Below are 26981 nucleotides of genomic sequence, written 5' to 3' on the forward strand. Positions count from 1 at the left end.
CCACATATACCGTTAATTAGTTCTTCGCAGACAGTTGCAGCTGTTGCAACCAAGAATGAAATTCGCTACCCAGACTTGCATGACGTAAGCCATACTCCACAAAAGCCTGCATATACCCCATCTTGTTGCCGCAATCGTGGCTGCGCCCTCTAATGTGATAAGCATCCACCGGCTGGGACTCCATTAATAATGCAATCGCATCAGTTAACTGGATTTCATCACCTGCTCCTGGTGGAATTTTAGATAACAGCGGCCAAATATCAGCAGACAGGACATAGCGCCCCACAATCGACAGATTGGATGGAGCCTCAGTGACGCTTGGTTTCTCTACCACTTTAATAATTGGCGCACTTTCTCCCGCTGTCAGGGCATAACCATCACAATCAACAATACCGTAATCACTCACTTCGTTAATCGGAACAGGTTCAACCATAATTTGGCTATGTCCAGTTTCTTCATAACGAGAAAGCATCTCACTGAGATTATCTTTCTTCGGATTCGAGTCATACTCATCAATAATCACGTCAGGCAGCACGACGGCAAAAGGCTCATGTCCTACTAGCGGATATGCGCACATAATGGCATGACCTAACCCTTTTGCCAGCCCTTGACGTACATGCATAATGGTCACATTACTGGGGCAAATAGCCTGTACTTCCTCTAGTAATTGGCGCTTAACTCGCTTTTCCAAAATGGCTTCCAGCTCAAAGCTGGTATCAAAATGGTTTTCTATCGAGTTTTTAGAAGAATGGGTTACCAATACAATATGATCAATTCCGGCCGCAATACATTCATTCACCACATACTGAATAAGCGGCTTATCAACCAGCGGTAACATCTCTTTCGGAATGGCTTTGGTCGCGGGTAGCATTCTGGTTCCTAATCCAGCAACCGGTATGATGGCTTTTTTGATCTTAGGCTGTGACATAGAGTAAATTCTCACTATTCAAAATATCAAGGGCCTGTTCAAAGATAAGACGCTCTGGCGTTCATAACATGAATCCGGCCTTGTTCAGCATTGTCCTGCCCCATATTTAGACACTCAGTGTCATAAGATTATGGAGTATAGCTATTCAGAACAAATAGTTGCCTCAGTATATCAGGTAAGGTGATATTATCCGATAAACTTCCTTATCTTAATAATGCGATAAATCATCAATATCTATGATTAAGGCGTGACATTTAGCTGTAGGCGGCCGCCATTTCCCCATATACGACAACTCCAACGTTCGGCCACCAAACTGGTTTGGCTGGGATAGAGGGTTTGTAATGTTCCCATAGGAACACTATCATTTAATTCGTATTTTCGATCGTTAGCATCAATAGAAATATGCAATCCCGCGGAAACAACCAGTAGCTTTTGCTTCGGCACATGGTAATAGCCAGCTAAAAATGGAAACTGCCCTTCCAGATAAGATTGATGTAATAACTTATTGATACGATTAAGTACCGTCGACATTTGCGGCAAGGCTTCATTCTGCTCGGCTAAATGTTCTTGCAATAAATTATTGAATAAGGCGCGTAACATTAATGCCGCCAGTACCCCTTTATTACCAACTTTAGAGATGTCCAGACAGTAAAAAGTGAAGTCATCGTTAGATAGCGCTGCGATGTCAAAAACAATACCAGGACGATCTACCAACGTTAATTGACGATAGTTGATATTGCAGCCAGAAATGACCTGTTGTGCCGGAGGTTGTAACTGCTGCAGCAAGTGCAATGCTTCTTGCGGTTTTTCACTTAAATCTGCCCAATCTTCCAACATGGCGATTTCATCGCTGGCAGGAGACGAAAAGAGATAGGGATAAAAACAGGCTAATAGTGCTTCTCTCAGGTGATTTAAATCAGAGATTGGCTTGAGTAAAACATCATGAACACCGAGGCGCAGCATTTTATCGACATCGGTGATTTTCTCCGTGGCCGAAATGACAATAACCGGGATCTGACATCCCTGATGTCTCAGGCGGTCAACTAAGGTAATACCGTCCATATTCGGCATATTTAAATCACAAATCATCAATTCTGGTTGAAACTGTTCAACATAGACTAATGCTTGCTCACCATCTTCCGCTTCACCAATGACGGCCCCAAGTGAAGTAAGGTATCCAGCCAGCATTGAGCGGAATACAGCATCATCTTCAACAAGCAATATATGTTTATTAACTAAAGGGGGTGTCATATCAACTTCCATGCTTCACGGTTTATTATATTTTGGTCCAAAATTGGCACTTATGCCTGCTAAATTCATTATTTATTCTTGATAATTATTATTGTTAGGCTTTTCAATCTTCATCATGAGATTCCTCATTGCAGTTTTCCTGCCACTCTGTTTAAGTTAAAGTTCTGGCTAATCATCCTTCTTATGACACAAAGGAGTTCATATTGTTCAACCCGTGCCCTTGCGATAGTTTAAAAGAGTTCAGTTTATGCTGTCAGCCTCTTATATTAGGACAAACTATCGCATTAACCACGCTGGATTTAATGAAATCCCGTTACAGTGCCTATGTCAAACATGACGTTAATTATTTAATCGCCACATGGCATCCGGACTATCGTCATCCTGAGTTAGCGGAATCCCTCACCCACAGCTTTGAGAATACTGAATGGCTGGGATTAACCATCATCTCAACCGCAGACGGTTTAAATGAAGGATACGTTGAGTTTATCGCTAAATTTCGTGATACCCAGACACAAGAGCATCATGCCATTCATGAACGTTCTCATTTTATAAAACAGAAAGACAGTTGGTACTATACCTCGGGTGTTAAACCTTCGTTTGGACGTAATGAGCTATGCCCTTGCCATTCTGGAAAAAAATATAAAAAATGTTGCGGAAAATAATTGAATCAAACCATCGGCTATTGAATCGCGGTATGCCACAATGAACGCCGGTTTATACCTATAACCCCCCTTATAATAAAATAAGTAACAGCACACATCCAAAGGCCAGAAAAAACATGCAAAAGAAAATACTACGTACCATTTGCCCTGATGCTAAAGGACTTATCGCCAAGATAACCAATATTTGTTACAAGCATCAATTGAACATTGTGCAAAATAATGAATTCGTCGACCATCGCACTGGCCACTTTTTTATGCGCACAGAGCTTGAGGGATATTTTAACGATCAAACTCTGTTAGCTGATTTAGACGGTGCCTTACCTGAAGGCTCCATCCGCGAGTTGAATGAGGCCGGTAAACAAAAAATCGTTATTTTAGTCACCAAAGAAGCCCACTGTTTGGGCGATTTACTGATGAAGAGCACTTACGGTGGTTTGGATGTGGAAATTGCTGCGGTTATCGGCAACCATGATACATTGCGCACTTTGGTGGAACGCTTTGATATTCCATTTCATCTGATTAGCCATGAAGGCTTAACCCGTGATGAACATGACAAATTAGTGGTTGAGGCGATTGACAAGATTGCTCCTGACTATGTGGTTCTAGCCAAGTATATGCGTATCCTGACCCCTGACTTTGTGCGCCACTATCCTAATCGTATCATTAATATTCACCATTCATTTCTACCAGCCTTTATCGGTGCGCGTCCTTATCACCAAGCTTATGAACGTGGCGTGAAAATTATTGGTGCAACGGCTCATTTTGTTAATGATAACCTTGATGAAGGACCAATTATCATGCAGGATGTTATCCACGTCGACCACACATACAGCGCAGAAGATATGATGCGTGCCGGTCGGGATGTTGAAAAGAATGTATTAAGCCACGGCTTACATCATGTGCTCACTCAGCGAGTTTTTGTTTACGGTAATAGAACCGTCATTCTTTAATTACAATCCTCACTGAAAGTCAGGCGGCATGTCTTATTCATGCCGCTATAATCAAAAGTACAGTAAACCACCGCTTCACGTTGGAAAAATCAGCAATCACTTATTTTTTCCATCAGAATGCTTTACAGTCCGCCGGACTTTGGTATGATGCGCGTCCCTGCTGTAAAGCAGAATAATAAATATCGTTATTGGTGGGATTCCCGAGCGGCCAAAGGGAGCAGACTGTAAATCTGCCGTCACAGACTTCGAAGGTTCGAATCCTTCTCCCACCACCATCTTATTTGATTCTTATCTTTACCCCATTACTACTCTTGCGCCAATCATTTCTCCTTAGGAGAAGGTTGAGAAGCTTCGACCAAGGTTCGAGCCGAGCAACGCGAGACAACGTTGCGATCAGCAACGGCCCATAGGGCGAATCACAACGTGATGAGTCATCCTTCTCCCACCACCATCCTTATTCAAGCATCTGGTTTACTCCGCAACTTCTCTGGTGATTATTACTCCTCGGGAGAAGGTGAGAAGCTTCGACCAAGGTTCGAGCCGAGCAACGCGAGACAACGTTGCTATCAGCAACGGCCCATAGGGCGAATCACAACGTGATGAGTCATCCTTCTCCCACCACCATCTTATTTGATTTTTAGTTTTACCTCACCACTCTTAATGCCAAAGTGATGCATTAAGAGCATCAACAATTCATCGTTTTTTTCATCCCTAACTTGAAGCGAGAGATTAAATAAGCTATACCAAGCCCCTTATATTCATTTATCAGGGTGTCTCATGCGTAAAAATATTTGTGTTTATTGTGGTGCTAGCACCGGGAATAATCCTGTCTATGCTGAAGCGGCTCAACAACTTGGAAAAGCCATTGCACAACAAGGTCGTCGCTTAATTTATGGTGGTGGTAACAAAGGTCTGATGGGCATTTTGGCTAATTCAGTATTAGAGGCTGGCGGTGAAGTAACCGGCGTTATTCCTGAGCTTTTGGTTGAGGCCGAAACCGCGCACCATGGTTTAACCAAGCTGGAAATTGTGGCCGATATGCACATTCGCAAAGCACGCATGAGTGAGTTGGCCGATGGGTTTATTGCCCTTCCTGGTGGCATTGGTACCTTTGAAGAGCTATTTGAGGTGTGGACCTGGAGCCAAATTGGCTACCATAAAAATCCGGTTGGCTTATTGAATATTCAAGATTTTTACTCGCCGATGAGTCAATTCTTGCAGCATGTTGTTGATGAAGGATTTGTACGCCAGAGCTATCTGAATACGCTATTAGTCAGTGATTCGGCTCATCAGCTGCTGGAACAGTTTGATCAATACCAGCCACATAACCTCGATCGCTGGGCTAAATAATTAGCCTCTGATCTGGCCGATGTAGTCAACAATACTACATCGGTTAATGTAACAATAAGACTCAATCTCTGTTACTATTGTTCAACCTTCTTGGCAGATAAAAGACGATACTCATGAAATTTATATCATTTAATATCAATGGATTAAGAGCCCGCCCGCACCAGCTTGCTGCGATTATTGAACAGCACCAGCCGGATGTGATCGGATTACAGGAAACCAAAGTCCATGATGATATGTTTCCGCTTGAGGAAGTGAGTCAACACGGTTATCACGTCTTTTACCATGGTCAAAAAGGCCATTATGGCGTAGCTCTGTTAACCAAAGCAGAACCACTCGCGGTAAGAAAAGGGTTTCCAACCGATGATGATGAAGCCCAGCGCCGTATTATCATGGCCGATCTCGCTACCCCAATGGGCACATTAACCGTTATCAATGGTTATTTCCCTCAGGGTGAGAGCCGCGATCACGCCACAAAATTCCCTGCTAAACAGAAATTCTACGCCGACTTACAGTCCTATCTGGAACAACAGTTAGATCCGGCTAATCCAGTAGTGATTATGGGCGATATGAACATTAGCCCAACCGATAACGATATTGGCATCGGTGAAGATAGCCGTAAACGTTGGTTACGTACTGGAAAATGCTCATTCCTACCGGAAGAGCGGGAGTGGATGGCTAAACTATTGGACTGGGGATTAGTGGATACTTTCCGTCATGCCCACCAAGAAACAACCGACCGATATTCATGGTTTGACTATCGCTCTCGTGGATTTGATGAAAACCGCGGACTGCGTATCGATCTGGTATTAGCCAGTCAGGCCTTAGCTCCCCACTGCATCGCTACCGGTATTGATTACGATATTCGAGCCATGGAAAAACCTTCCGACCACGCTCCTATATGGGCTGAGTTTAAGCTCTGAACTCCTCAATAGACTAACTGCCTTTCCCTCCCGGGAAGGGCATACCTTTGCTGACCATCATGAAAATCATTAATGTTGTCGCTGCAATTATTGAGCATCAAGATCATATCTTAATCGCCCAACGGGATAACCAAAGCGATCTTGCTGGCTACTGGGAATTCCCGGGTGGCAAAATTGAAGCTAATGAAACACCTCAGCAGGCACTCTGCCGTGAGCTGTATGAGGAGTTGAATATTGAACAGGTAAAGGTCACCGATTACATCGCAACCAGCCACATTCGGCTGCCTGAACGCATAATACAGCTACAGGCATGGAAAGTTGTCGCCTATCAGGGAAATATCCAGCTACATTGCCATACTGACTATCGTTGGGTAACCCCCGATGAGGCTCGACATTACCTGCTGGCTCCGGCAGATATTCCCTTGTTAAACGCCTATTGTCTTACGTTGCTAAAAAAATAGGCTGAATTACTCTTCATTCTTCTTTTTGCTGGTTTTAGCGCGTTTCTTTTTCGGCTTACTTTCCGCTTCGTCTACCGTTGTCTGTATGCCTTTAAACACCTTTGGCATGCGATTACGCTTAGCCTGATAGATCAGTTCCTGCAATGTGATGACCATCGGCTGCATAAAATCCTGATAGCGGCACTGCTTTTCACTAATTTGGGTCAGGGTAGATTCCCAGTGTGCCGTCATATCAGGTCGGGCAGCGGTTTCTGGTAAACAATGGATCAATGCACGTCCCGCTTCCGTAGCGGTAATCGCTCGTCCTTTTTTCTGCAAAAAGCGGCGCTTAAACAACAGTTCAATAATACCTGCCCGCGTTGCTTCAGTACCAAGTCCATCCGTTGCTCGCAGGATCTTCTTTAAATCTTTATCCTGAACAAAACGGGCAATTCCCGTCATAGCTGAAAGCAATGATGCATCGGTAAAAGGTCGAGGTGGCTGAGTCTGTTTCTCAACCACTTCGCCATTTTCACACAATAACTCATCACCCTTAGCCACCACTGGTAACGGGGTACCTTCATTCTCTTCATCCCGTTCTTTACTGCCTAATAACACTCGCCAGCCGGCTTCTGCCAGAAAACGGGCTTTGGCAATGAATTTTCCACCGGCGATATCCAGCTCAATCACACACTTGCGGAAAATAGCATCCGGACAAAATTGCATCAGATACTGTCGAGAAACTAACTCATAAATTTTCTGTTCATCCGCTGACAAAGAGACTGATGAACTGCGGGCGGTAGGAATGATCGCATGGTGGGCATCCACTTTTTTGTCATCCCAGCAGCGATTACGTTTTTCAGTATCCATCACCGGCAGGGGGAAAAGTTGCGGCTGATGAATCTCGATAGCAGCCAATACCGCATGACGATCGGCAAAATGCTCTTCCGGTAAATAGCGGCTATCGGAACGAGGATAAGTAATTAATTTATGGGTTTCATACAGACGCTGACACAGATCCAACACTTGCTGGGCGCTTAGTCCGTGACGTTTTGCCGCTTCAATTTGTAAGGCAGAAAGAGAGAATGGCAACGGCGCAATATCTGACTCTCGCTTATCATTGTATTCCGTCACATATGCTGGCTGGCCGGTGATGCGTTTAACCACATGCTCCGCCAGAGCACGATTTAATAACCGCCCTTCTTCATCCTGATGAGACTCACAGGATTCACTGGGTTGCCAAATCGCAGTAAAGCGTTCTTCAGCCGGGGTAACAATATGCGCTTTGACCTCAAAAAAATCTTTCGGTACAAAGTTCTCAATTTCTTCATCGCGGCGCACCACCAGCCCAAGCACCGGCGTTTGTACCCGACCTACGGATAACACACCATCATACCCAGCATTGCGCCCTAACAGCGTGTAAGCCCGGGTCATATTAATACCGTAGAGCCAGTCAGCGCGGGCGCGAGCCAAAGCAGAAACACACAAGGGAATAAATTCACGATTATAGCGAAGCTTATCTATCGCCCGGGTAACCGCTTGCGGGTTCAAGTCATTAATCAAACAGCGCTTAACCTGTTGACGTTTTTCCGAATCCAGCTCAAGAAAGTCGAGTACTTCATCGACCAATAGTTGCCCTTCTCTATCCGGGTCACCGGCATGTACCACTTCGCTAGCTTCGGTTAGCAACCGTTTGATCACATTAAGCTGTTTTGCGACCGACTCTCTCGGTTTTAATTGCCATTTTTCAGGAATAATCGGTAGGTCGGCCAGCGACCAACGCGCGTAGCGGGCATCATATTGATCCGGCTGAGCCTGTTCCAGCAAATGACCCACGCACCAGGTTACAACCTGATCGCTGCCACAAACGATATAGCCGTCCTGACGCTTATGCGGTTTAGGTAATACATCTGCAATAGCCCGTGCCAAACTCGGTTTTTCGGCAATAAACAAACGCATTAGTGAATATCATTCAATAAAAAGTCACGAACTTCAGCAAAGTTGCCACGGAAAATAATGCGATCGGCTTTTTTACTAAGCTGATACGCATACATCGGATCATAGTACTCAATCAGTAAAGGCACCAACCAGCTTTCATGTTGTGTACTACCCTTACCTTGTTTCTGAGCTAACAGCGCCATATCCAACTCGTTAAGCAGCACCTGATAACGCTCCATGCCTAATCGCTTACGAATAGCAAACATGCCGTGGCGCAGATATTCGCAGAATTTCTCCCAACCGGATTCAATACCGTAAACCCGTTCAAATTCAGCGCTCATATTATCGATATATTCTTGCTGTAAACGCGCCAGACGAACCTCAAACGGATCTTCAATCACCGCCATCCCCGCTTGCTGCATAGACTCATACATCTCTAACGGAACATGATTTGAGCCGATAGTTTTCCCTTCATCCTCAATCACCCAACGGTTAATACCTGCATGGTGTTTTTTCAGCAAGGTTACCGCGATTCGGTGCTCAAAATTGATCTGGGTACTTTGGCTCACCAGCGTTCGCCCAAAAGAAGAGCCCCGGTGTCGGGCTGCCCCTTCCAAATCAAGACCAAAAGGTAAATCACGAACCAACAGGGTTTTTCCGCATCCGGTATTGCCGCCAATAACCCGTAATGGCATCGTCGCAGCCTGACGATTAATGTCCATCAGACAGTTTCTTAATGCCTTATAACCGCCCTTAACCAGAGGATAATCTACGCCAGCCTCACGTAGCCAGCGTTGGGTTATATGGGAACGTAAGCCACCGCGCAGGCAGTACAAGTATCCCTGCGGATGCTGACGGCAAAAATCTCGCCACTGCTCAATACGTTGTTCACGCGTTTCACCGCTAACCAGCTGTTCTCCCAACGCGATGGCCGCATCCTGCCCCTGCTGCTTATAACAGATACCGACAGCCTGACGCTCATCGTCATTCATCAACGGTAGATTGGTCGCGTGTTCAAACGCACCTTGGATAAATTCAATCGGGGCACGTACGTCTACCAAGGGAAGATCGTTCAGAAAAATATGCTGATAGTCAGCGCTGTCACCACGAAACATCAACAAACCTCAATCAGAGCGCGATCTTGCTGAGCTTCAACTAACTCACCAATAGCCGTTAAGGTTATCTGATGGCGTTCAGCTATTTTACGCACTTCATCTTCAGCCTCAGGCATAACGGCAATTAACAATCCACCAGAAGTTTGCGGGTCACATAATAAATTGCGCTGTAAATCCGTTAATTTACCCACCAAGTGCCCATAACTATCAAAGTTACGTTGGGTACCGCCGGGAACACAGCCTTCTGCAATATATTGTTCAACATCCGGCAGTTTTGGTACCGCGTCAAACCAAACATTAGCCTGAAGCCCGGAACCCTGACAAATCTCGCTTAAATGGCCTAATAAGCCAAACCCGGTGACATCCGTCATGGCCGTTACGCCATCAACTTTAGCTAATTCCGCACCAGGCTTGTTTAATTGGCACATCGTTTCAGTGGCAATACCCTGATGAATATCTTTCAGCTTACTTTTCTTCTCGGCCGTCGTCAGTACACCAATGCCAAGAGGCTTAGTCAGAAATAATTTACAGCCGACTATTGCTGCGCTGTTTTTCTTAATTTGATCGGTACTGACTATGCCGGTGACTGCCAGCCCAAATATCGGCTCTGGCGCATCAATGGAGTGGCCACCGGCCAGAGAAATACCCGCCTGCTGACAAACATAACGACCACCATCAATAACTTTCTGCGCAATTTCAGGCGCCAGCTTGTCAACGGGCCAACCAAGGATGGCAATAGCCATAATCGGCTTGCCGCCCATGGCATAAACATCACTAATCGCATTGGTTGCCGCGATCCGACCAAAATCAAACGGGTCGTCAACGATAGGCATAAAAAAATCGGTGGTACTGATGATGCCAATGCCGTTACCGATATCATAAACTGCGGCATCATCACGGGTTTCATTACCCACTAATAAATGCGGATCGATAAATTTTTCTTGCTCGGAATGGAGAATGGTTTCCAACACCTTAGGTGAGATTTTACATCCACACCCCGCACCATGGCTGTATTGTGTTAAACGGATAGCTTGCTTTGTCATCGTCAATTCCCCTTTCCGACCAAGTCAGTCTTTTGGATTAAGGCTATATAGTAACGCGCCTCACCGCTATTGATAAGACATACCACACAGTTCGTCGATGAACCGCTCAGATTTCAGCCGTTTTCAATAAGATAAACCCGGAAATTTCCGGGTTTTAATTAAGGAACTTCGCCGTTATATTAAAAATACGATACAAAAGGTGAAGTATCTTCGGCTTTCACCTTTGCCGGTTGCACCAACGGCGTACCTAAATAGAGAAAACCAACAATGGCATCCTGCTCACGGCAACCAAATGCGTCTCTGACGATCGGGTTTTCAGTCCAAAATCCACTGCGCCAGATTCCACCGAACCCTTGAGCGACCGCTGCCATCTGCATAGCCTGCACAGCACAACTTGCTGAGGCTATCTGCTCCCATTGGGGCACTTTGTGATGCTCAGTGCAGTGTGCAACCACCGTGATAATCATTGGTGCACGTAAAGGTGCCTGTACTGATTTTTCCTGCACCGATTCATCCTGATCGGCATCTAATGCAGCGGCTAGCAACACCTCACCAAATCGGCTACGTGCATCACCTTCAATAATAATAAAACGCCAAGGTTGCAGCATGCCATGATCCGGTGCACGCATACCGGCACGGATAATATTTTCCAGCGCCTCTCCCTGAGGTGCAGGCGCTGATAAACGCGAAGCCGAACGACGATTAAGTAATAATGCTAATGCGTCCATAAGACAGACTCTCCAAATGGGAATGATAGGCAATGATAAAGTTAAAAAACATGTTGATAACACAATATAACGTAAACATTTAACTATTTTACACTGACTTTTTTATCATCAACCTTTAGGATATCCATTATTGTTATTCACAGCTCAAATAACGGAGCAAATATGCGGGCATTGTGGCAAATCATTGTCGCCATCTTCAAACTGAGTTGGCGCGTTCTTAATTTTATCCGTCAGGCCTTTTTCAATCTGATATTTCTCATTGTGTTATTGGTGGGTTTAGGGGCTTACCTTCAGGTTCAAGATGCTAATCAGCGTCCGGAGAAAGGCGCTCTGTTGGTTAACCTAAGCGGGACTATTGTTGACACGCTTAGCTCCGATATCAAGCTACGCCAATTGAGCCAAGAACTCATCGGCGGCAATAACGAGGTACAGGAAAACTCGCTGTTCGATATCGTTAAACAGATTCGTTATGCCAAAGACGACGAAAAAATTAGCGGTATGGTTCTATCATTGAACAACTTTGTCGGCGCCGACCAACCTTCGCTAAAATATATCGGTAAGACGCTAAAAGAGTTCAGAGACAGTGGTAAACCGATCTATGCCATCGGCGATAGCTATTCTCAGGGACAATATTATCTGGCCAGTTTTGCCAATAAAATTTATCTGTCTCCGATGGGGGATGTTAGTTTGCCTGGTATCGCCACCAACGGTTTGTACTACAAGTCGCTGCTGGATAAGTTAAAAGTCACCACCAATATCTTCCGTGTTGGCACCTATAAATCAGCCGTTGAACCCTTTATTCGTGACGATATGTCACCAGAAGCTCGTCAAGCCGATAGCCGTTGGGTCAATGCCTTATGGTCTAACTACTTGACCGATGTTGCCGCTAACCGTGGCCTTTCCGTTGGCGAGGTTTATCCAGAGCCGACACAATTGATTAAACAGTTGAAAGCCAGCAATGGGAACACCGCTGAGTTTGCGCTAAACAGCAAACTGGTCGATGCCATCCATTCTCGTGCTGACATCGAGAAAGTGCTAACCAAAGAATTTGGCTGGAATGAAAAGAATAAAAACTTCAATTTCACCAGTATTTATAATTATCAGATCCCCGATCCTGAGCCAAAATACGAAAAAGACGCTGAAATTGCAGTTATTTTCGCTAACGGAGCTATCGTTGACGGTCCTGAAATGCCGGGAATGGTAGGTAGCGATACCACTGCCAAACTGTTACGCGATGCTCGTTTAGATGACAATGTTAAAGCAGTCATTCTAAGAGTTAACAGCCCAGGCGGTAGCGTAACCGCTTCAGAAATGATCCGAGCTGAAGTTCAAGCCGTGAAAGATGCCGGAAAACCGGTGGTTGTTTCTATGGGAGGACTGGCAGCATCAGGCGGGTACTGGATATCAACACCTGCTGACTATATTATCTCCAGCCCAAGTACGCTAACCGGCTCTATCGGCATTTTTGGTGTCATTAATACCTTTGAAAACTCCCTTGATGCCATTGGCGTTCATACCGATGGGGTCGCAACATCACCTCTCGCAGAGGCGACCATAACCAAACAGCTGCCGCCGCAATTTGCCGAAATGATGCAGTTAACGATTGAAAATGGCTATAAAACGTTTATCAATCTGGTCGCCAAAGCCCGCAATAAAACACCGGCGGAAGTGGATAAATTAGCCCAGGGAAGAGTCTGGATTGGTTTAGACGCTAAAAATAACGGGCTGGTTGATATGCTTGGGGATTTTGATGATGCCGTTAACAAAGCTGCTGAGCTGGCCAAGTTAGAGAGCTATGATCTTAAATGGACTAAAAATGAACCTGGCTTACGTGATATTTTATTAGGTCAGGCCTCTATTTCAGTCAATAGCTTGCTGCCAGAAGCGTTTAAAATCCAGCTCCCGGCACCGTTACAACAGGTGGCGGATGATATGAATAAACAACCTGGATTTTTCGGTAATATGAACGATCCGGGACATCGTTATATCTACTGCTTAAGCTGTAGCTATTCCAATTAATCCTATTCAAGCCCGGTTCTCACTACCGGGCTTTTTTCTATCCGGCCAGTACGTTTTAATCCCCTGCTGAATCTTCTATAATGAAAATCCCTTCCGGTAAGCGATTTGAATACTCATGCAAAATAAGCAAAAGAAATCGATTTACGTTTCCTATACTGGCGGCACTATTGGCATGCACCGTTCTAAGCATGGCTATATTCCCGTCTCTGGCCATCTACAGCAGCAGTTGGCCCAAATGCCTGAGTTCCATCGGGACGAGATGCCTGAATTTGTGATTAACGAATATCATCCACTGATTGATTCTTCAGATATGACCCCGCAAGACTGGCAAAATATTGCTGATGATATTTATCAGAACTATCAACGTTATGATGGTTTTGTCATTCTACACGGCACCGATACCATGGCTTTCACCGCCTCAGCCCTCTCGTTTATGCTGGAGAATCTTGGGAAGCCCGTTATCGTCACTGGCTCACAAATTCCATTAGCTGAACTGAGGTCGGATGGGCAAACCAATTTGCTCAACGCGCTCTACGTTGCCGCTAATTATCCTATTAACGAAGTTTGTCTGTTTTTCAATAACAAACTATTTCGCGGCAACCGCACCACGAAAGTTCACGCCGACGGCTTTGACGCCTTTGCTTCACCGAATTATCCTGCTTTACTTGAAGCCGGTATTCATATAAAACGCATCGCCTCACCAGACCCATTTGTCCATTCTGGTGCCTTTAAGATTCATCCTATTGCGCCTCAACCGATCGGCGTTATCACTATCTATCCGGGTATTTCGGCGGAAATTATCAGCAATTTTCTACGCCAACCGGTTAAGGCCTTAATTTTGCGCTCATATGGCGTTGGCAATGCGCCACAACGTCCGGATTTACTCGAAGAACTCCGCGATGCTGCTCAACGGGATATTATCGTGGTTAATCTGACACAATGCCTGTCCGGTCGGGTTAATATGGATGACTATGCGACGGGTAATGCCCTATCTCACGCAGGTGTGATCAGTGGATTTGATATGACTGTTGAAGCAGCCCTAACCAAACTACATTTTCTGTTAAGTCAGAACTTACCGGTTAGCGAAGTACGGTCACTGATGCAAAAAAACCTGTGCGGTGAATTAACAGAAAATGAATAATTTAGGAGTGACAATGAAGAAGGCCTTGCTTCTGGTTGACCTACAACATGATTTTTGCCTGAATGGCGCATTAGCCGTTCCTGATGGCGATGAGGTTATTCATGTCGCCAATCAAGCTATCCATGTTTTTCATCAGCGTGGCTGGCCAATTATTGCCACTCTTGATTGGCATCCGGCAAATCACAAAAGTTTTGCCGTTAATTCTGGCGGCCAAATCGGAGAGTCAGGCTTGCTGAACGGCTTGCCTCAAATATGGTGGCCGGTACACTGCGTTCAAAATACCCATGGCGCATCTTTACATGAAAAACTCGAACAACAGCAGATAACCACCTTGATCTATAAAGGTCAAAATAGCGAAACGGATAGCTATAGCGCCTTCTTTGACAATGATAAACGCTCCTCCACACCACTCCATGACTGGCTAACGGAACAGAATATCCGTCAACTGGTTATTATGGGATTAGCCACTGATTACTGTGTTAAATTCACCGTTCTCGATGGTCTGGAATTAGGTTATCAAGTTGAAGTTCTCGCTGCCGGCTGTCGAGGCGTTAATCTACAGCCAACCGATAGTGAACAAGCCCTGACAGATATGATGGAGCAAGGCGCAAAAATCATTCAGCTACAGCAGCTTTAATTCAAGGATTCTTTAGCGTTAATGAAAAAACACCGTTTCTTGCTGAATCGTTTTTGTTAATTATTCGCTAAAAATCAGCCAATACTCTCTTCTCCGGTTTGTTCATCAACAAATTTCATCGATGCAGAGTTGATACAGTAACGTTTTCCAGTTGGCGGAGGTCCATCTGGAAACACGTGTCCTAAATGGGCATCACAATGGCCACAACGAATTTCCACTCGATGCATATTATGAGAGTTATCATCAAGATAACGAACAGCCTCCGGTGAAATAGCCTGAAAGAAACTCGGCCAGCCACAGCCAGAATCAAATTTAGTATCAGAATAAAAAAGTGGAGAATCACAGCAAATACAATAGTAAGTCCCTAACTTTTTATTATGTAAAAGATGCCCTGTATAGGGTGATTCTGTTCCTCGATCCTGCGTAACGAACCGTTGTAGCTCTGTCAGCTGGTTAACTTTATTATTCAATTTGTTAGCCATATATTTCCCCTATACCTGCATGCGGGCAAAAAATTAATTTCCGCGCCAATTATAACAATAAATTAACAACGAAGCAGGGAATTTATTCACTAAAACGTCATTCATTGCCATCCACCACCAATAATTACCAAATTCCCCCTGAAAAGGGTTATAATTATCGAATCGGCACCCGATGAACCACCATTAAAGTACAAAAAAACAGCAGTTCTTTGTGTCTACTGCATAGTGATTTAGCATTTTTTTTGTGATTGCTAACAATGATTGACACGATTCCGCTTGACGTTTTGCAAGGTTTTTGTAATTTTACTGGTAGGTTATGAAATTCACTTCATTCACTAACAAACAAGCTGGTGGAACAATATGACTATCAAAGTAGGTATTAACGGTTTTGGCCGTATCGGTCGCTTCGTATTCCGTGCTGCACAAGAGCGCACTGACATTGAAATCGTTGGAATTAACGACTTGCTCGATGCTGAGTACATGGCATACATGCTGAAGTACGATTCAACTCACGGCCGTTTCAAAGGTACCGTTGAAGTGAAAGACGGTCACTTAGTCGTTAATGGTAAAAAAATTCGCGTGACTGCTGAAAGAGATCCAGCAAACCTGAAATGGAACGAAATTGGTGTTGACGTTGTTGCTGAAGCAACTGGCCTGTTCCTTGACGATGCTACCGCTCGTAAGCACATCACTGCTGGCGCGAAGAAAGTTGTGTTAACCGGTCCTTCTAAAGACGACACACCAATGTTCGTTATGGGCGTGAATGATTCAACTTACGCTGGTCAGGATATCGTTTCTAACGCATCTTGTACCACTAACTGCCTGGCACCTGTTGCTAAAGTACTGAACGATAAGTTCGGCATTGTTGAAGCGTTAATGACCACTGTACACGCAACAACTGCTACTCAGAAAACTGTTGATGGCCCATCTCACAAAGATTGGCGCGGCGGCCGCGGTGCAGCTCAGAACATTATCCCTTCATCTACCGGTGCAGCTAAAGCAGTAGGTAAAGTTATTCCTGCTCTGAACGGTAAATTAACAGGTATGGCGTTCCGCGTTCCAACTCCAGACGTTTCTGTTGTTGACTTAACTGCTCGTATCGAGAAACCAGCTTCTTACAAAGCAATCTGTGAAGCCATGAAAGCCGCTGCTGAAGGTCCATTGAAAGGCGTGCTGGGTTATACCGAAGACGACGTAGTTTCAACTGACTTCTTAGGCGAAAAATGCACTTCTGTATTTGATGCTAAAGCCGGTATCTCTTTAAACGATAACTTCGTGAAAATTGTTGCTTGGTACGATAACGAAATCGGTTATTCAAACAAAGTATTAGACCTGATTGCTCACGTATCTAAATAAGATAGTGAGTCACATCTGATTTTAAGAGGGCAGCTTAACCGCTGCCCTTTTTATTGGCGCTATACTATGCTGCAATTCAAGTATGATAAAAAGGCCAACGCTATGTCAGACTCTCTTTTCTCTCTACCAATAGAACAACAACTCACACCTTCTCTAACGCTACGCAAAAAAGATGATTTATCCATCATCGTGATTAACCATCCAAAAGCAACTGCGGCTATCGCTCTACAAGGCGCGCATCTGCTATCGTGGCAGCCCAAGGGTGAAATGCCTGTCATATGGCTAAGTCAATCCAGCCAGTTTAAAACCGGTGCCGCTATTCGCGGTGGCGTTCCTATTTGTTGGCCTTGGTTTGGCAAAGCAGGGACGCCTTCTCATGGCTTTGCCAGAAATGAGCTTTGGCAATTAACTGAGCACAGTGAAAATGAAGATGGCGTCTGGTTGACGTTTTCACTGGAAGATAATCCACATACCCGCCAAATATGGCCTTATGCATTTCGTTTAATCGCGCGAATAAAAATCAACACCACCTGCGAAATCGAGTTGGAATCTCACGGTGATTATCCTGTCACTTGCGCTTTGCATACCTATTTGAACATTGCCGATATTAGCCAGGTTAATGTTTCAGGCTTGGGTGGTCACTACATGGATAAAGTGATTGGTGGTGAACATGATTCCACTGAGAAGGCGTTAACCTTTAACGGCCCCATCGATCGCATTTATACTCAGCCAGAATCCGTCAGCCTGATTCAGGATCCCGTTGCTGGCCGTTCCATTGAAATTCATCACCGCAATGCGACTGATGTTGTTACCTGGAATCCCGGCGCAGAAGGTGCCAGTGGCATGAGTGATATGGAAAATGACGGATATAAAACCATGGTTTGTGTAGAAACTGCCAGCGTTAGTAATCCTGTGGATGTGCGTAATGATAGACCACAGCGCCTGTCATCGATTATTTTATGTCGTAGGAATTAATTGGGTTGAAATGCTTGTCAGTTAAAATTAATAACAGCGAAAATTTCGGCCGCTATTAGTACAGAGAATAAATCAACATAGGTGTCCGTGGCCGAGCAGAGGCGCTAAGGCGAGCGCCTCTGCACTCCACGCCTTCGCCCCCGAATCCAGGTCGCTGCGCAACTCCCCTCCGCCTTCGCTCGGGTTAACGCACCGGCGCTGATTCGTTCCTGACGAAGCAGCGCCTCATCCTGCATCCTTGCTGGATGTGCTCCCTCTCTCAGTTGTCGGCTGAATTCCAGCGCTCAATAGAAAGGGAAAAAGACAAAACTCACTCATCACATGGTCTTAACCAATCCACATAACAGATAAATCAGCCTCAACGATAAACAAGTCAGCTTTAATCTTTTAGAAAGTATAAGTAATACCGGTAGCGATCAAGGCGGTATATGACTTATCAACCATTGGGCTATCTTTTACTTCACTGTCTAAACGCGTATATCGCGCAGTGGCAAATGCACTCCAGTTCGGGTTAAAGCGATAATTCGCAGTTAATTCAGCGTAAGGAGACCAGCTGCTACCCGCATTATATTGTTCCAGACCGCTACGGCGAGATTCATGCCCTGAAATACCATAGTAGTAATCATTAAAGTTACTGCTATACCAACTAACACCTACTCCCGGTGTCAACTTCAGGTTATCAATATTGAAAGCGTATAAATACGCACCTTCAGCACGTAATCCATTACTGGTATTCAGCATATCAGCAGCAATAGAGGTACGGAGAATACCCCAATCAGCAATATGCTTATATCCTATTCCACCCATCATCGTGGAACGGCGCTTATCCAGCTGTTTCATCTGGTGGTCATCACTTTTACTTGGGCGAAAATGCAAAGGTGAATAATAAACATCCAGAGACAGTTGGTTTTCTGCATCTTTCCAAAGATAGGTGCCAGCAACAGCGCCGCGGAAGAAGAAATTATCCCCTTCATAACCGATCATTGGAAACGGTAAAACGTCGTTATCAACATCTTTATAAGGATACATTTCAATAGCCGCACTGGCCCCTAATGACCATGTATCCGCATTTGCAGCCGGCGCTACCAAAACCATTCCCAATACACACGAACTTAAAAAAACATTACTCGATCTCATTACTATCTCCGTTTGTTTCAGTAACGCAAACAATCACACTAACCATTACGTTACTATCTTAATTACTTTCCATTAATTGTTTAATGACTTAGCAATAGCTTCAGCTTCCTGCTGCCAAGCCTTAGCTAAGGTATGCACTAGCTCATCATAGCCATCTTTTTGTAATGGCATCTCAATATCAAACGGCCTACGAGTAATTTGTTCACCGCGCTGCAATATCCAGTAACCGTTGACCACAGCATATCCATCATAACGACCATGGAAACCATTAATCGTGACGCGTAAAATATCCATATCGCTACTACCACCAATCGGCTGAGCGGATACAATCCATCCGCTAAGTAGCGCGTTCAGATTATTGGTCAACGATTGTTTTAGCTGTTGCTCAAGGCCACTGCCCCATAAGTTATTATTAGCAATCGTGTATTTTACATCGCTGGTCTGATAAGCAATGCCAGTTCCGGTCAAGAAGTCCGCAACAGTGACATTTTCAATCCAAAGCTGCTTACCGGAATTAACCGCAATTTCAGCTACGCTGTTTGTTTTAGCCGCAACCGCTGGCAGTTGATAATAAGATACCTGAGTCTGACTGCTACAAGCACTTAATAGCAGCGCAATGGCTATAATATTCTTTTTCATCATTTGCTATTGGCCTTTTTGGGCTGAGGATCATTAGCACTTGGCGCTTCGAATACCAGTGCATTACTCTTTTGGTTTAATTTCTGCAAGATAGGCTGTAATTCGCGCATCACCTGTTCGAGACGCTGCATATCAGAAACCATAGAACTGTATGCTGTCGATCCCGGTTGGAATCCTTTCAAACTGCGATTCAGTTCATTAAGCGTTTTCTGCATATCTTTCGGTAAGTTATTGGTTTCTTTACTGGAAAGAATAGCATTCAAGCTAGCCATAGTTTTGCGGGTTTCTTTCAATGTCTGCGTCATTTCAGCCAACATTGGCTCAACCGGCATATTATTAACTTTATCCAAAACCTGCATCAGACGTTTTTGAATTTCGGTCAACCCACCACTTACCGATGGAATCAATGGATGTCCGTAAACCTCTTTCGGCCCTTTCCACGGTTTAGCATCAGGATAGAAATCCAAATCGACAAACAGAGAACCGGTTAACAAGTTGCCCGTCTTTAATGATGCTCTTAGCCCGTTATCAGTGACTGAGGAAAGTAAATGAGCCTTCAGATCGAAATCTTTGCCAAAACGATTCTGAATTCTATCCGGTTCAATACGAATTAACACCGGAACGTAGTAGTTCTTATTCTTGGTCATTTTCAATTCAGGCATATAGAACGGCACTTCCGAAACCGTACCCACTCTGATACCACGAAACTCGACCGGAGCGCCGGGAATCAGACCGCGAATAGAATCTTCAAAATAGAGTAAGAAATCTTCATGTCGGGTATATAACGATTCCTGGATGCTTTTCTGATCGGCATAAAGCTCAAATTCATCCAAGTCTTTTACCGGATCGCCCATCGACCAGCCGTTTGGTAAATCAAAACTGACTCCACCGGTCACTAACGTATCCAGTGAAGCCATCTCAACCCGAACCCCCTGAGATGACATATCAAATGCAATACCGCTATCTTGCCAAAAACGCACGTTGCTGGTCACCAGACCACGATAAGCGTCCATAATAAACAGCTTATAGCGCATCACACGCTCTTTAGCGTCAAACTCGCTGCTTTCAACGGTCCCTACGCGAAAACCACGAAACAGCACCGGATCACCGGCATTCAGGCGACTGGGTTGTTTACTTTCCAGTTCAATACGCAAACCTTTGGTATCTGAAGAGGCTAAAGGAGCAGCGTCTTGCAGAGTAAATTCGTTTTCTACCTGCTTATCCTGCCCCGGTAATAATTCAATATACGCACCGGATAACAGCGTGCTTAAACCCGAGACCCCTTCTCGACCAATCTGTGGCTTCACAACCCAAAATACCGAACCTTTGTTCAGTAGTTTTTCCATACCATCATGGAGGCGAGCCGTGATAATAACCTGCTTTAAGTCCTCACTTAAGTTAACCGTTTCTACCATCCCGATATCAACGTTACGGCTTTTGATGGCCGTTTTTCCCGCATCAATACCTTCAGCAGATACCGCAATTAAGGTGACCTTTGGCCCTTGTGTACTAAAATGGTAAAACAGAATCCATGCACCAATAAGTACGGTGACAATAGGAATGATCCACACCGGCGACCAGCGCTTTATTTTTTCAATTTTTGCTACGTCCTGATAATTATCCTGCACAATCAGGCTCCTTATTTATTAGTCACTTTATTACGATCCCACAAAAGACGGGGATCAAACATCATAGCCGCAAACATGGTCAAAATAACCACCATCGCAAACAGTATTGCACCAACATCTGGATAAACACTCATCAATTTTCCCATACGAACCAGTGCAGATAATACACCGATCACAAATACATCGATCATTGACCAACGACCAACGAATTCAACAATTTCATAAATAAAATGCATCTTTTCCCGATCGAGATGATTGTTTGACTTTCCTTTATCCGATGCGTCATAGCAAAGCCAGGCAATGGCCAGAATCTTCAAAGTAGGCACCATAATACTGGCAATAAATATCACCAAGGCAACCGGATATGAACCATCCTGCCACAATAAAATAACTCCGGACATAATGTTGGATGCTGATGGATTTCCCAGTACTTCGGTCACCATTATCGGTAATATATTGGCCGGAATATAAATAATAACCGAGGTTAGCAATAACGCGAGAGTCCACTGCAAGCTATTGGCACGCCGAGCATGTGCAACGGTATGACAACGTGGACACTTAGTTTCCTCTGCGGGTAGAATCGCCATACAACATGGACAAGAGCGCAAACCTTGCTCTAAGCCAGACAGGCCAACTTGAGGTGTTTTGGTTAAAGGAGGAGGCGACTGAATATTCTGCCAAAGCCAATAACGATCCAAACACTGAAATGCTCTTACCTGCAGTAAACAAAACAAACAATAGGGTATAAAACTGGCGCCGATACCAATATCACCGTAAGCCATTAACTTAACGAAACTCACCAAGACGCCGACTAAAAATATCTCAACCATGCACCAGACTTTAGCCTGATAAATCATCCGCCCCATCATCACTTTTAAGCGATAAGGCAGCTTCACCTTAAGGCACAACAGGATAATCGCCACCATACAAAATGCGGGTATCAGTTGCACAAAAATAACGAATAGTGTGGCCAAGCTAGCATAATCGTCGCTGACCATCGCTTGAGGGATCTCAATCAATCGAATCTGATTATAAATGCCGGATACCCGCATATTGATAAACGGAAATAAATTGGCAAATAACATCATAATCAGGGCACTGGCCGCACAGGTAACAGGTTGTAATACTGGCTCAACCCACCGAGCACTGAGCGTAGTGTGGCAGCGAGGACAAACGGCCTTATCCCCTTCTTGAATATCCGGCAGTTGCACCATCAAATCACACTGTGGGCATAAAACCAGCTTGTCCGTTTTTTCTTCCACTACTGCATGCGGCTTTCCACTGCCAGTTTGCTTAACATCCGCCCGTGGCAGCGATGCATGAGAACAGCCTGCATCTGTACACATAACTACCACCTTTTATTGTCAGAAAGAGAATCCATCATTTACGAACAAATTAATACGATTAAATGAAAATACCAAGACTGGTGATGTGTAATTTATTTCATCACACATCACCAAGAATGATAGGTGTAACACAATATTAAACGCTTTCATTAGCTTTGAGCGCTACCGTCACCGCCGTATCTATTTGCTAATGTGACATTTCAATACGCGCTTATTAACCATTTTTCTGCGATTCAAGCTCTTCCCAGCGGAGAAAAGCATCTTCAAACGCCTTCTCTGCCGTCGCTAAATCCATCAATGTCTTTTGTGTTACTTCATGAGACTGATTAAAAAATGAAGCATCACCAACCTGAGCCTGTAATGTAGCAACCTGAGCTTCCAACTGCTCAATTTTAGCCGGTAGCCCTTCCAACTCACGCTGTTGGTTATAGCTTAGCTTACTGGCCGTACGCTTTTTCTCTTCATTTTTTTGAACGACAGGCTTAGCCTCTTCCGCGAAAGCTGGAGCCTTCAACGTTTGCACATTGGCCTGTTGATGATGAGCGTCAAAATACCCACCAACATACTGTTTTATCACGCCCTGACCTTCAAAAATCCAACAATCGGTCACTGAGTTATCAACAAATTGCCTATCGTGACTAACCAGCAACACGGTACCGGTATAATCATTCAGCAGTTCTTCCAATAGCTCCAGTGTTTCGATATCAAGATCGTTAGTTGGTTCATCCAGAATCAGTAAATTACTCGGTTTTAAAAATAAACGAGCTAACAACAGTCGATTTCTTTCCCCACCGGATAAAGCCCTCACTGGCGTCATGGCCCGTTTAGGATGGAACAAGAAGTCCTGTAGATAACCCAATACATGGCGTGAACGGCCATTAACCATTACTTCCTGTTTGCCATCTGCCAGATTATCAATCACGGTTTTATCCGGATCCAATTCAGCCCGATGCTGATCGAAATAGGCCACCTCGAGTTTGGTACCACCACTCACTGTACCACTGTCAGGTTTTAACTGTTGTAGCATTAATTTTAATAAGGTGGTTTTACCACAACCGTTCGGTCCAATCAGGGCAATTTTGTCACCGCGTAGCACCTGAACAGAGAAGTCTTTGACCAACGTTTTTCCACCAACGCTATAGCTAACGTTCTCCAGCTCAAAAATAATTTTTCCGGAGCGCAGGGACTCTTCCGCTTGCATTTTTGCCGTACCCATAGTGGTACGACGCGCTGCGTGCTCATTACGCATCGCTTTTAATGCCCTAACGCGGCCTTCATTACGCGTTCGACGCGCCTTAATCCCTTGGCGGATCCAAACCTCTTCCTGCGCTAAGCGACGATCGAATTCGGCATTTTGTAGCTCCTCGACTCGTAACGCTTCTTCTTTACCTTGAAGATAAAGATCGTAGTTACCTGGCCATGACACCAGCTTGCCGCGATCCAGATCGACAATGCGCGTTGCCATATTGCGAATAAATGAACGGTCATGGGAAATAAAAATAATGCTGCCCTGATACTCTTTCAGAAATTCTTCTAACCACGAGATCGTTTCAATATCCAAATGGTTAGTCGGTTCATCCAGCAATAAAACATCAGGTTCAGAAACCAGTGCTCGGGCCAGTGCAGCTTTACGTAACCAACCGCCCGACAGCGAAGAGAGCAACGCATCAGCCGATAGCTCTAACTTAGCCAACACGCTTCTTATTCGGCTATCGATCAGCCAAGCTCCCTGATGATCCAGTTCTTCCTGTAAGACAGCCAGTTTGTTCAGATTCTGTTCGCTGGGATCCTGCCCGATGATCTGGGACAGATGATAATACTCTTTTAATTGCCCAGCCTGCTTCTCTACTCCTTCGGCCACAAAATCAAACACACTTCCCGCAACATTACGCGGAGGATCCTGTTGCAGGCGAGAAACCACCAGATCTTGTTCAAATATCAACTGGCCATCATCCAACGGTAACTCCTTGTTGAGAATCTTCAACAGGGTAGATTTTCCAGCTCCGTTACGGCCAACCAGACAAACCCGCTCATTGGGTTCAATATGCAGTTCAGTGTTATCCAGTAAAGGCGCATCGCTAAATGACAGCCATGCGCCGGACATATTAATTAAAGACATCGGTTACTTACCTTCATTAGCATGGCTTAACAGCCAGCAATTATGGATTTGTCGGTTACGAGCAAAATCGGTAGACAGCGTTTTTTCTGATATCTCTTGCGCCGTTAACCCTAATTTGGCTAAGCCGTCTAGATCCATCTTAAAACCACGCTTATTGTTTGAGAACATGATGGTTCCCCGCGGGCGTAGCATTCTCTTTAGATCGGTCATGAGCGCTAAATGATCGCGCTGAACGTCAAAGCTATTCTCCATACGCTTGGAGTTAGAGAACGTAGGAGGATCAATAAAAATCACGTCAAACTGTTCATTTGTCTGGTTCATCCAGCCTAAACAGTCAGCCTGAATCAGACGATGCTGTCGGCCTGTCAGGTCATTCGCCCGCAGATTGCGCTCTGCCCACTCCAGATAAGTACGCGACATATCAACCGTAGTGGTACTGCGCGCACCTCCGACACCCGCATGCACGCTGGCAGAACCGGTATAGGCAAAAAGATTCAGAAAATCTTTATTCTTACACATCTGTCCTAGCATACGACGCGCAATACGATGATCGAGGAACAGTCCGGTATCCAAATAGTCGGTCAGATTCACCCACAGTTTAGTGCCAAATTCGTTAACCAGGAAAAATTCACCTTTTTGCGCCAGTTTTTCATATTGGCTTTTGCCTTTTTGCTTTTCACGCACTTTAAGGATCAGCGCGCTGGCCGGTAAATTTAACACCGCCAGCGTGGCGTTAATCGCATCAAACAAACGTTGGCGAGCTTTTTGCGGATCGACACTTTTCGGTGGAGCATATTCCTGCAACACATACTTACTGCCATAGCGGTCCAATGCTAAATTATATTCTGGTAAATCAGCATCATACAGACGGTAACATTCAATACCTTCTTGTTTCGCCCACTTGTCCAATTTTTTGACATTTTTACGCAGGCGATTAGCGAAGTCAGCGGCGATCTGCACCGATTGTTCAGGAGGCTGTTCATGTCCAGCAATCTTATTCTCCTGACTGTCAGCACCTTGGCGCATATTCTCCGACAACTGATAATTTTTCTGTACGCAATCCAGAGGGCCATTCTTCGCTTTAAACTGACGTCCCGCTCGCAACTGCAAACAGCTAAGTAAGTCCGGTGAAGCACTAAACAGTGAAAGATTCCAACCACCAAAATCACGTTTCATGATTTGGCCAAGGGCACTGTGCAAAGCAATCAATGCCGGTTCACTGTCCAAACGTTCACCATAAGGAGGGTTGCTCAATACCGTACCGTGCGTTCCCGCAGGTAATGGATTGACCAGACGTGTTAGTTCTTGCGTTTCAAAATGGATTAAACTGGCAACGCCAGCCCGACGCGCATTGACTTTAGCAATTTCAATCACTCGACGATCGTGGTCATAGCCATAAAAACGAGATTGGGTGTTATTGACCCCACGGCTCGCCCTAACCTGAGCTTCTGCTAATAACTCACGCCATAGTTCCGCGTTATGACCCAGCCACTGATTAAAGCCCCAGTAATCCCGACGCAGACCTGGTGCAATATCAGCAGCCATCATAGCCGCTTCAATCAACAACGTACCTGAACCACACATCGGATCAACCATCGGCGTTTCCGGCTGCCAGCCAGAACGCATCACAATCGCCGCCGCCAAATTCTCTTTTAACGGCGCCAGCCCCGCAGCATCACGATAACCACGTTGATGTAATCCATCGCCGCTTAAGTCGATAGCAACGCTGGCTCGCTCTTTCTGCAAGAAAACATTAATTCGAATATCTGGCTGTAGCTTAGCAACATTCGGACGCTGCTGAACCTTACGTGTAAAGCTATCAACCACCGCATCTTTTACTTTCAGCGCACCATATTGGCTATTACGAATTTCTTCGTTAGTGCCGGTAAAATTAACCGCGAAGGTTTTATCTACACCGAACATCGCTGGCCAATTGATCGCATTCACCCCAAGATACAGATCCATATCGCTGTATACTTTGAATTCATTCAACGGCATAAGAATACGCGAAGCCAACCGGCTCCATAGCAAACTGGTATACATCAGGCGTTCGTCGCCTTCAAAATGCACGCCTCCCTGAACCACTTTACAGGCACTTGCTCCCAGCGCTTCTAGCTCAGTTTTTAATAGTTCTTCCAGACCACGCGCCGTACTGGCAAACAGAGAGATCATAACGT

At 45.0% G+C, this 26981-nt stretch carries 23 protein-coding genes, 1 tRNA gene and 2 other RNA genes; 13 read left to right on the forward strand and 13 right to left on the reverse strand.

What is annotated here, in order from left to right; genetic code table 11:
* Nucleotides 1–16: 16 nt before the first annotated feature.
* Together galU and rssB are read right to left on the reverse strand one after the other, a co-directional pair.
* Nucleotides 17–928, reverse strand: coding sequence for a UTP--glucose-1-phosphate uridylyltransferase GalU (galU, locus tag BMZ28_RS12355; RefSeq protein WP_074823571.1), 912 nt, complete (start codon nucleotides 926–928; stop codon nucleotides 17–19).
* A 240-nt stretch (nucleotides 929–1168) separates the two neighbouring features.
* Nucleotides 1169–2179, reverse strand: coding sequence for a two-component system response regulator RssB (rssB, locus tag BMZ28_RS12360; protein ID WP_074823573.1), 1011 nt, complete (start codon nucleotides 2177–2179; stop codon nucleotides 1169–1171).
* A 203-nt stretch (nucleotides 2180–2382) separates the two neighbouring features.
* On the opposite strand from rssB, the gene BMZ28_RS12365 reads away from it, so the two are divergent.
* The 8 genes from BMZ28_RS12365 (at nucleotide 2383) to BMZ28_RS12400 (ending at nucleotide 6522) form a co-directional block, all read left to right on the forward strand.
* Entirely contained in the window at nucleotides 2383–2841 is a 459-nt protein-coding gene (locus BMZ28_RS12365; protein WP_047781314.1) for a YchJ family metal-binding protein, read from the forward strand.
* 116 nt (nucleotides 2842–2957) lie between these two features.
* Entirely contained in the window at nucleotides 2958–3791 is an 834-nt protein-coding gene (gene purU / locus BMZ28_RS12370; RefSeq protein WP_074823576.1) for a formyltetrahydrofolate deformylase, read from the forward strand.
* A 190-nt stretch (nucleotides 3792–3981) separates the two neighbouring features.
* Nucleotides 3982–4066 (forward strand) — tRNA-Tyr (locus BMZ28_RS12375).
* 45 nt (nucleotides 4067–4111) lie between these two features.
* Nucleotides 4112–4242, forward strand: a non-coding RNA gene (locus tag BMZ28_RS12380) — RtT sRNA.
* 43 nt (nucleotides 4243–4285) lie between these two features.
* Nucleotides 4286–4415: non-coding RNA, RtT sRNA (locus BMZ28_RS12385), on the forward strand.
* A gap of 153 nt (nucleotides 4416–4568) precedes the next feature.
* Nucleotides 4569–5141: an LOG family protein gene (locus BMZ28_RS12390; RefSeq protein ID WP_074823577.1), complete on the forward strand. Its 573-nt coding sequence runs from the start codon at nucleotides 4569–4571 to the stop codon at nucleotides 5139–5141.
* A 113-nt stretch (nucleotides 5142–5254) separates the two neighbouring features.
* On the forward strand, nucleotides 5255–6061 hold the full coding sequence (gene xthA, locus BMZ28_RS12395; RefSeq protein WP_047781317.1) for an exodeoxyribonuclease III: 807 nt from the start codon (nucleotides 5255–5257) through the stop codon (nucleotides 6059–6061).
* A 59-nt stretch (nucleotides 6062–6120) separates the two neighbouring features.
* On the forward strand, nucleotides 6121–6522 hold the full coding sequence (locus tag BMZ28_RS12400; RefSeq protein ID WP_074823579.1) for a pyrimidine (deoxy)nucleoside triphosphate diphosphatase: 402 nt from the start codon (nucleotides 6121–6123) through the stop codon (nucleotides 6520–6522).
* Between the two features lie 6 nt (nucleotides 6523–6528).
* Here the strand turns inward: BMZ28_RS12400 and BMZ28_RS12405 are convergent, their stop codons facing one another.
* The 4 genes from BMZ28_RS12405 to BMZ28_RS12420 all read right to left on the reverse strand — a co-directional run bounded on the left by BMZ28_RS12405 (nucleotide 6529) and on the right by BMZ28_RS12420 (nucleotide 11325).
* Complete coding sequence (locus BMZ28_RS12405; protein WP_074823582.1) at nucleotides 6529–8460, reverse strand: DNA topoisomerase III; 1932 nt, start codon at nucleotides 8458–8460, stop codon at nucleotides 6529–6531.
* Nucleotides 8460–9554, reverse strand: a complete 1095-nt coding sequence (gene mnmH / locus BMZ28_RS12410) for a tRNA 2-selenouridine(34) synthase MnmH (protein WP_047781319.1) — start codon at nucleotides 9552–9554, stop codon at nucleotides 8460–8462. Before mnmH ends, BMZ28_RS12405 begins: the two co-directional genes overlap by 1 nt.
* Nucleotides 9554–10597 (reverse strand): selenide, water dikinase SelD, encoded by a 1044-nt coding sequence (selD, locus tag BMZ28_RS12415; RefSeq protein ID WP_047781320.1) that lies wholly within the window; start codon nucleotides 10595–10597, stop codon nucleotides 9554–9556. Before selD ends, mnmH begins: the two co-directional genes overlap by 1 nt.
* Nucleotides 10598–10776: 179 nt before the next feature.
* A complete protein-coding gene (locus BMZ28_RS12420) occupies nucleotides 10777–11325 on the reverse strand; it encodes an NAD(P)H nitroreductase (protein WP_074823584.1) in 549 nt (182 codons plus the stop codon).
* A 162-nt stretch (nucleotides 11326–11487) separates the two neighbouring features.
* Between BMZ28_RS12420 and sppA the strand changes: the two genes are divergently transcribed.
* From sppA to pncA, 3 genes are all read left to right on the forward strand, one after another.
* Entirely contained in the window at nucleotides 11488–13344 is a 1857-nt protein-coding gene (gene sppA, locus BMZ28_RS12425) for a signal peptide peptidase SppA (RefSeq protein WP_074823587.1), read from the forward strand.
* Nucleotides 13345–13459: 115 nt separating this feature from the next.
* Nucleotides 13460–14485 (forward strand): asparaginase, encoded by a 1026-nt coding sequence (gene ansA, locus BMZ28_RS12430; RefSeq protein WP_047781323.1) that lies wholly within the window; start codon nucleotides 13460–13462, stop codon nucleotides 14483–14485.
* Nucleotides 14486–14498: 13 nt separating this feature from the next.
* A complete protein-coding gene (pncA, locus tag BMZ28_RS12435) occupies nucleotides 14499–15122 on the forward strand; it encodes a bifunctional nicotinamidase/pyrazinamidase (RefSeq protein ID WP_074823590.1) in 624 nt (207 codons plus the stop codon).
* Between the two features lie 74 nt (nucleotides 15123–15196).
* Here the strand turns inward: pncA and msrB are convergent, their stop codons facing one another.
* Nucleotides 15197–15604: a peptide-methionine (R)-S-oxide reductase MsrB gene (msrB, locus tag BMZ28_RS12440; RefSeq protein WP_074823593.1), complete on the reverse strand. Its 408-nt coding sequence runs from the start codon at nucleotides 15602–15604 to the stop codon at nucleotides 15197–15199.
* Between the two features lie 360 nt (nucleotides 15605–15964).
* Here msrB and gapA point away from each other — a divergent pair, with 360 nt between their 5' ends.
* Nucleotides 15965–16960 carry a glyceraldehyde-3-phosphate dehydrogenase gene (gene gapA / locus BMZ28_RS12445; protein WP_047781326.1) on the forward strand — a complete coding sequence of 332 codons (996 nt, stop codon included), beginning with the start codon at nucleotides 15965–15967 and terminating at the stop codon, nucleotides 16958–16960.
* 102 nt (nucleotides 16961–17062) lie between these two features.
* The gene (locus BMZ28_RS12450) at nucleotides 17063–17935 is read left to right on the forward strand and encodes a D-hexose-6-phosphate mutarotase (RefSeq protein ID WP_074823721.1); all 873 of its coding nucleotides are present in this window, start codon (nucleotides 17063–17065) and stop codon (nucleotides 17933–17935) included.
* A gap of 387 nt (nucleotides 17936–18322) precedes the next feature.
* Here the strand turns inward: BMZ28_RS12450 and BMZ28_RS12455 are convergent, their stop codons facing one another.
* The 6 genes from BMZ28_RS12455 to rlmKL form a co-directional block, all read right to left on the reverse strand.
* Nucleotides 18323–19072 (reverse strand): MipA/OmpV family protein, encoded by a 750-nt coding sequence (locus tag BMZ28_RS12455; RefSeq protein ID WP_074823597.1) that lies wholly within the window; start codon nucleotides 19070–19072, stop codon nucleotides 18323–18325.
* 72 nt (nucleotides 19073–19144) lie between these two features.
* On the reverse strand, nucleotides 19145–19714 hold the full coding sequence (gene pqiC / locus BMZ28_RS12460) for a membrane integrity-associated transporter subunit PqiC (RefSeq protein ID WP_047781328.1): 570 nt from the start codon (nucleotides 19712–19714) through the stop codon (nucleotides 19145–19147).
* The gene (pqiB, locus tag BMZ28_RS12465) at nucleotides 19711–21339 is read right to left on the reverse strand and encodes an intermembrane transport protein PqiB (RefSeq protein WP_047781329.1); all 1629 of its coding nucleotides are present in this window, start codon (nucleotides 21337–21339) and stop codon (nucleotides 19711–19713) included. The genes pqiC and pqiB overlap by 4 nt, the downstream gene beginning before the upstream one ends.
* Nucleotides 21340–21350: 11 nt before the next feature.
* On the reverse strand, nucleotides 21351–22553 hold the full coding sequence (pqiA, locus tag BMZ28_RS12470) for a membrane integrity-associated transporter subunit PqiA (RefSeq protein ID WP_047782669.1): 1203 nt from the start codon (nucleotides 22551–22553) through the stop codon (nucleotides 21351–21353).
* A 346-nt stretch (nucleotides 22554–22899) separates the two neighbouring features.
* Nucleotides 22900–24804 carry an ABC transporter ATP-binding protein gene (locus BMZ28_RS12475; RefSeq protein ID WP_047781330.1) on the reverse strand — a complete coding sequence of 635 codons (1905 nt, stop codon included), beginning with the start codon at nucleotides 24802–24804 and terminating at the stop codon, nucleotides 22900–22902.
* 3 nt (nucleotides 24805–24807) lie between these two features.
* Nucleotides 24808–26976, reverse strand: coding sequence for a bifunctional 23S rRNA (guanine(2069)-N(7))-methyltransferase RlmK/23S rRNA (guanine(2445)-N(2))-methyltransferase RlmL (gene rlmKL / locus BMZ28_RS12480; RefSeq protein WP_074823725.1), 2169 nt, complete (start codon nucleotides 26974–26976; stop codon nucleotides 24808–24810).
* Nucleotides 26977–26981 lie beyond the last annotated feature (5 nt).

It is taken from the genome of Pragia fontium DSM 5563 = ATCC 49100 (assembly GCF_900112475.1).
Taxonomy (GTDB): domain Bacteria; phylum Pseudomonadota; class Gammaproteobacteria; order Enterobacterales; family Enterobacteriaceae; genus Pragia; species Pragia fontium.

Bases quoted from the DNA above. Each gene is read 5' to 3' on its own strand.
- pncA (WP_074823590.1), top strand. From the start codon at position 14,499: ATGAAGAAGGCCTTGCTTCTGGTTGACCTACAACATGATTTTTGCCTG.
- BMZ28_RS12405 (WP_074823582.1), bottom strand. From the start codon at position 8,460: ATGCGTTTGTTTATTGCCGAAAAACCGAGTTTGGCACGGGCTATTGCA.
- BMZ28_RS12390 (WP_074823577.1), top strand. From the start codon at position 4,569: ATGCGTAAAAATATTTGTGTTTATTGTGGTGCTAGCACCGGGAATAAT.
- BMZ28_RS12455 (WP_074823597.1), bottom strand. From the start codon at position 19,072: ATGAGATCGAGTAATGTTTTTTTAAGTTCGTGTGTATTGGGAATGGTT.
- BMZ28_RS12420 (WP_074823584.1), bottom strand. From the start codon at position 11,325: ATGGACGCATTAGCATTATTACTTAATCGTCGTTCGGCTTCGCGTTTA.
- gapA (WP_047781326.1), top strand. From the start codon at position 15,965: ATGACTATCAAAGTAGGTATTAACGGTTTTGGCCGTATCGGTCGCTTC.
- BMZ28_RS12450 (WP_074823721.1), top strand. From the start codon at position 17,063: ATGTCAGACTCTCTTTTCTCTCTACCAATAGAACAACAACTCACACCT.
- BMZ28_RS12400 (WP_074823579.1), top strand. From the start codon at position 6,121: ATGAAAATCATTAATGTTGTCGCTGCAATTATTGAGCATCAAGATCAT.
- purU (WP_074823576.1), top strand. From the start codon at position 2,958: ATGCAAAAGAAAATACTACGTACCATTTGCCCTGATGCTAAAGGACTT.
- pqiA (WP_047782669.1), bottom strand. From the start codon at position 22,553: ATGGTGCAACTGCCGGATATTCAAGAAGGGGATAAGGCCGTTTGTCCT.
- ansA (WP_047781323.1), top strand. From the start codon at position 13,460: ATGCAAAATAAGCAAAAGAAATCGATTTACGTTTCCTATACTGGCGGC.
- selD (WP_047781320.1), bottom strand. From the start codon at position 10,597: ATGACAAAGCAAGCTATCCGTTTAACACAATACAGCCATGGTGCGGGG.
- sppA (WP_074823587.1), top strand. From the start codon at position 11,488: ATGCGGGCATTGTGGCAAATCATTGTCGCCATCTTCAAACTGAGTTGG.
- msrB (WP_074823593.1), bottom strand. From the start codon at position 15,604: ATGGCTAACAAATTGAATAATAAAGTTAACCAGCTGACAGAGCTACAA.
- rlmKL (WP_074823725.1), bottom strand. From the start codon at position 26,976: ATGATCTCTCTGTTTGCCAGTACGGCGCGTGGTCTGGAAGAACTATTA.
- pqiC (WP_047781328.1), bottom strand. From the start codon at position 19,714: ATGATGAAAAAGAATATTATAGCCATTGCGCTGCTATTAAGTGCTTGT.
- BMZ28_RS12475 (WP_047781330.1), bottom strand. From the start codon at position 24,804: ATGTCTTTAATTAATATGTCCGGCGCATGGCTGTCATTTAGCGATGCG.
- xthA (WP_047781317.1), top strand. From the start codon at position 5,255: ATGAAATTTATATCATTTAATATCAATGGATTAAGAGCCCGCCCGCAC.
- rssB (WP_074823573.1), bottom strand. From the start codon at position 2,179: ATGACACCCCCTTTAGTTAATAAACATATATTGCTTGTTGAAGATGAT.
- mnmH (WP_047781319.1), bottom strand. From the start codon at position 9,554: ATGTTTCGTGGTGACAGCGCTGACTATCAGCATATTTTTCTGAACGAT.
- galU (WP_074823571.1), bottom strand. From the start codon at position 928: ATGTCACAGCCTAAGATCAAAAAAGCCATCATACCGGTTGCTGGATTA.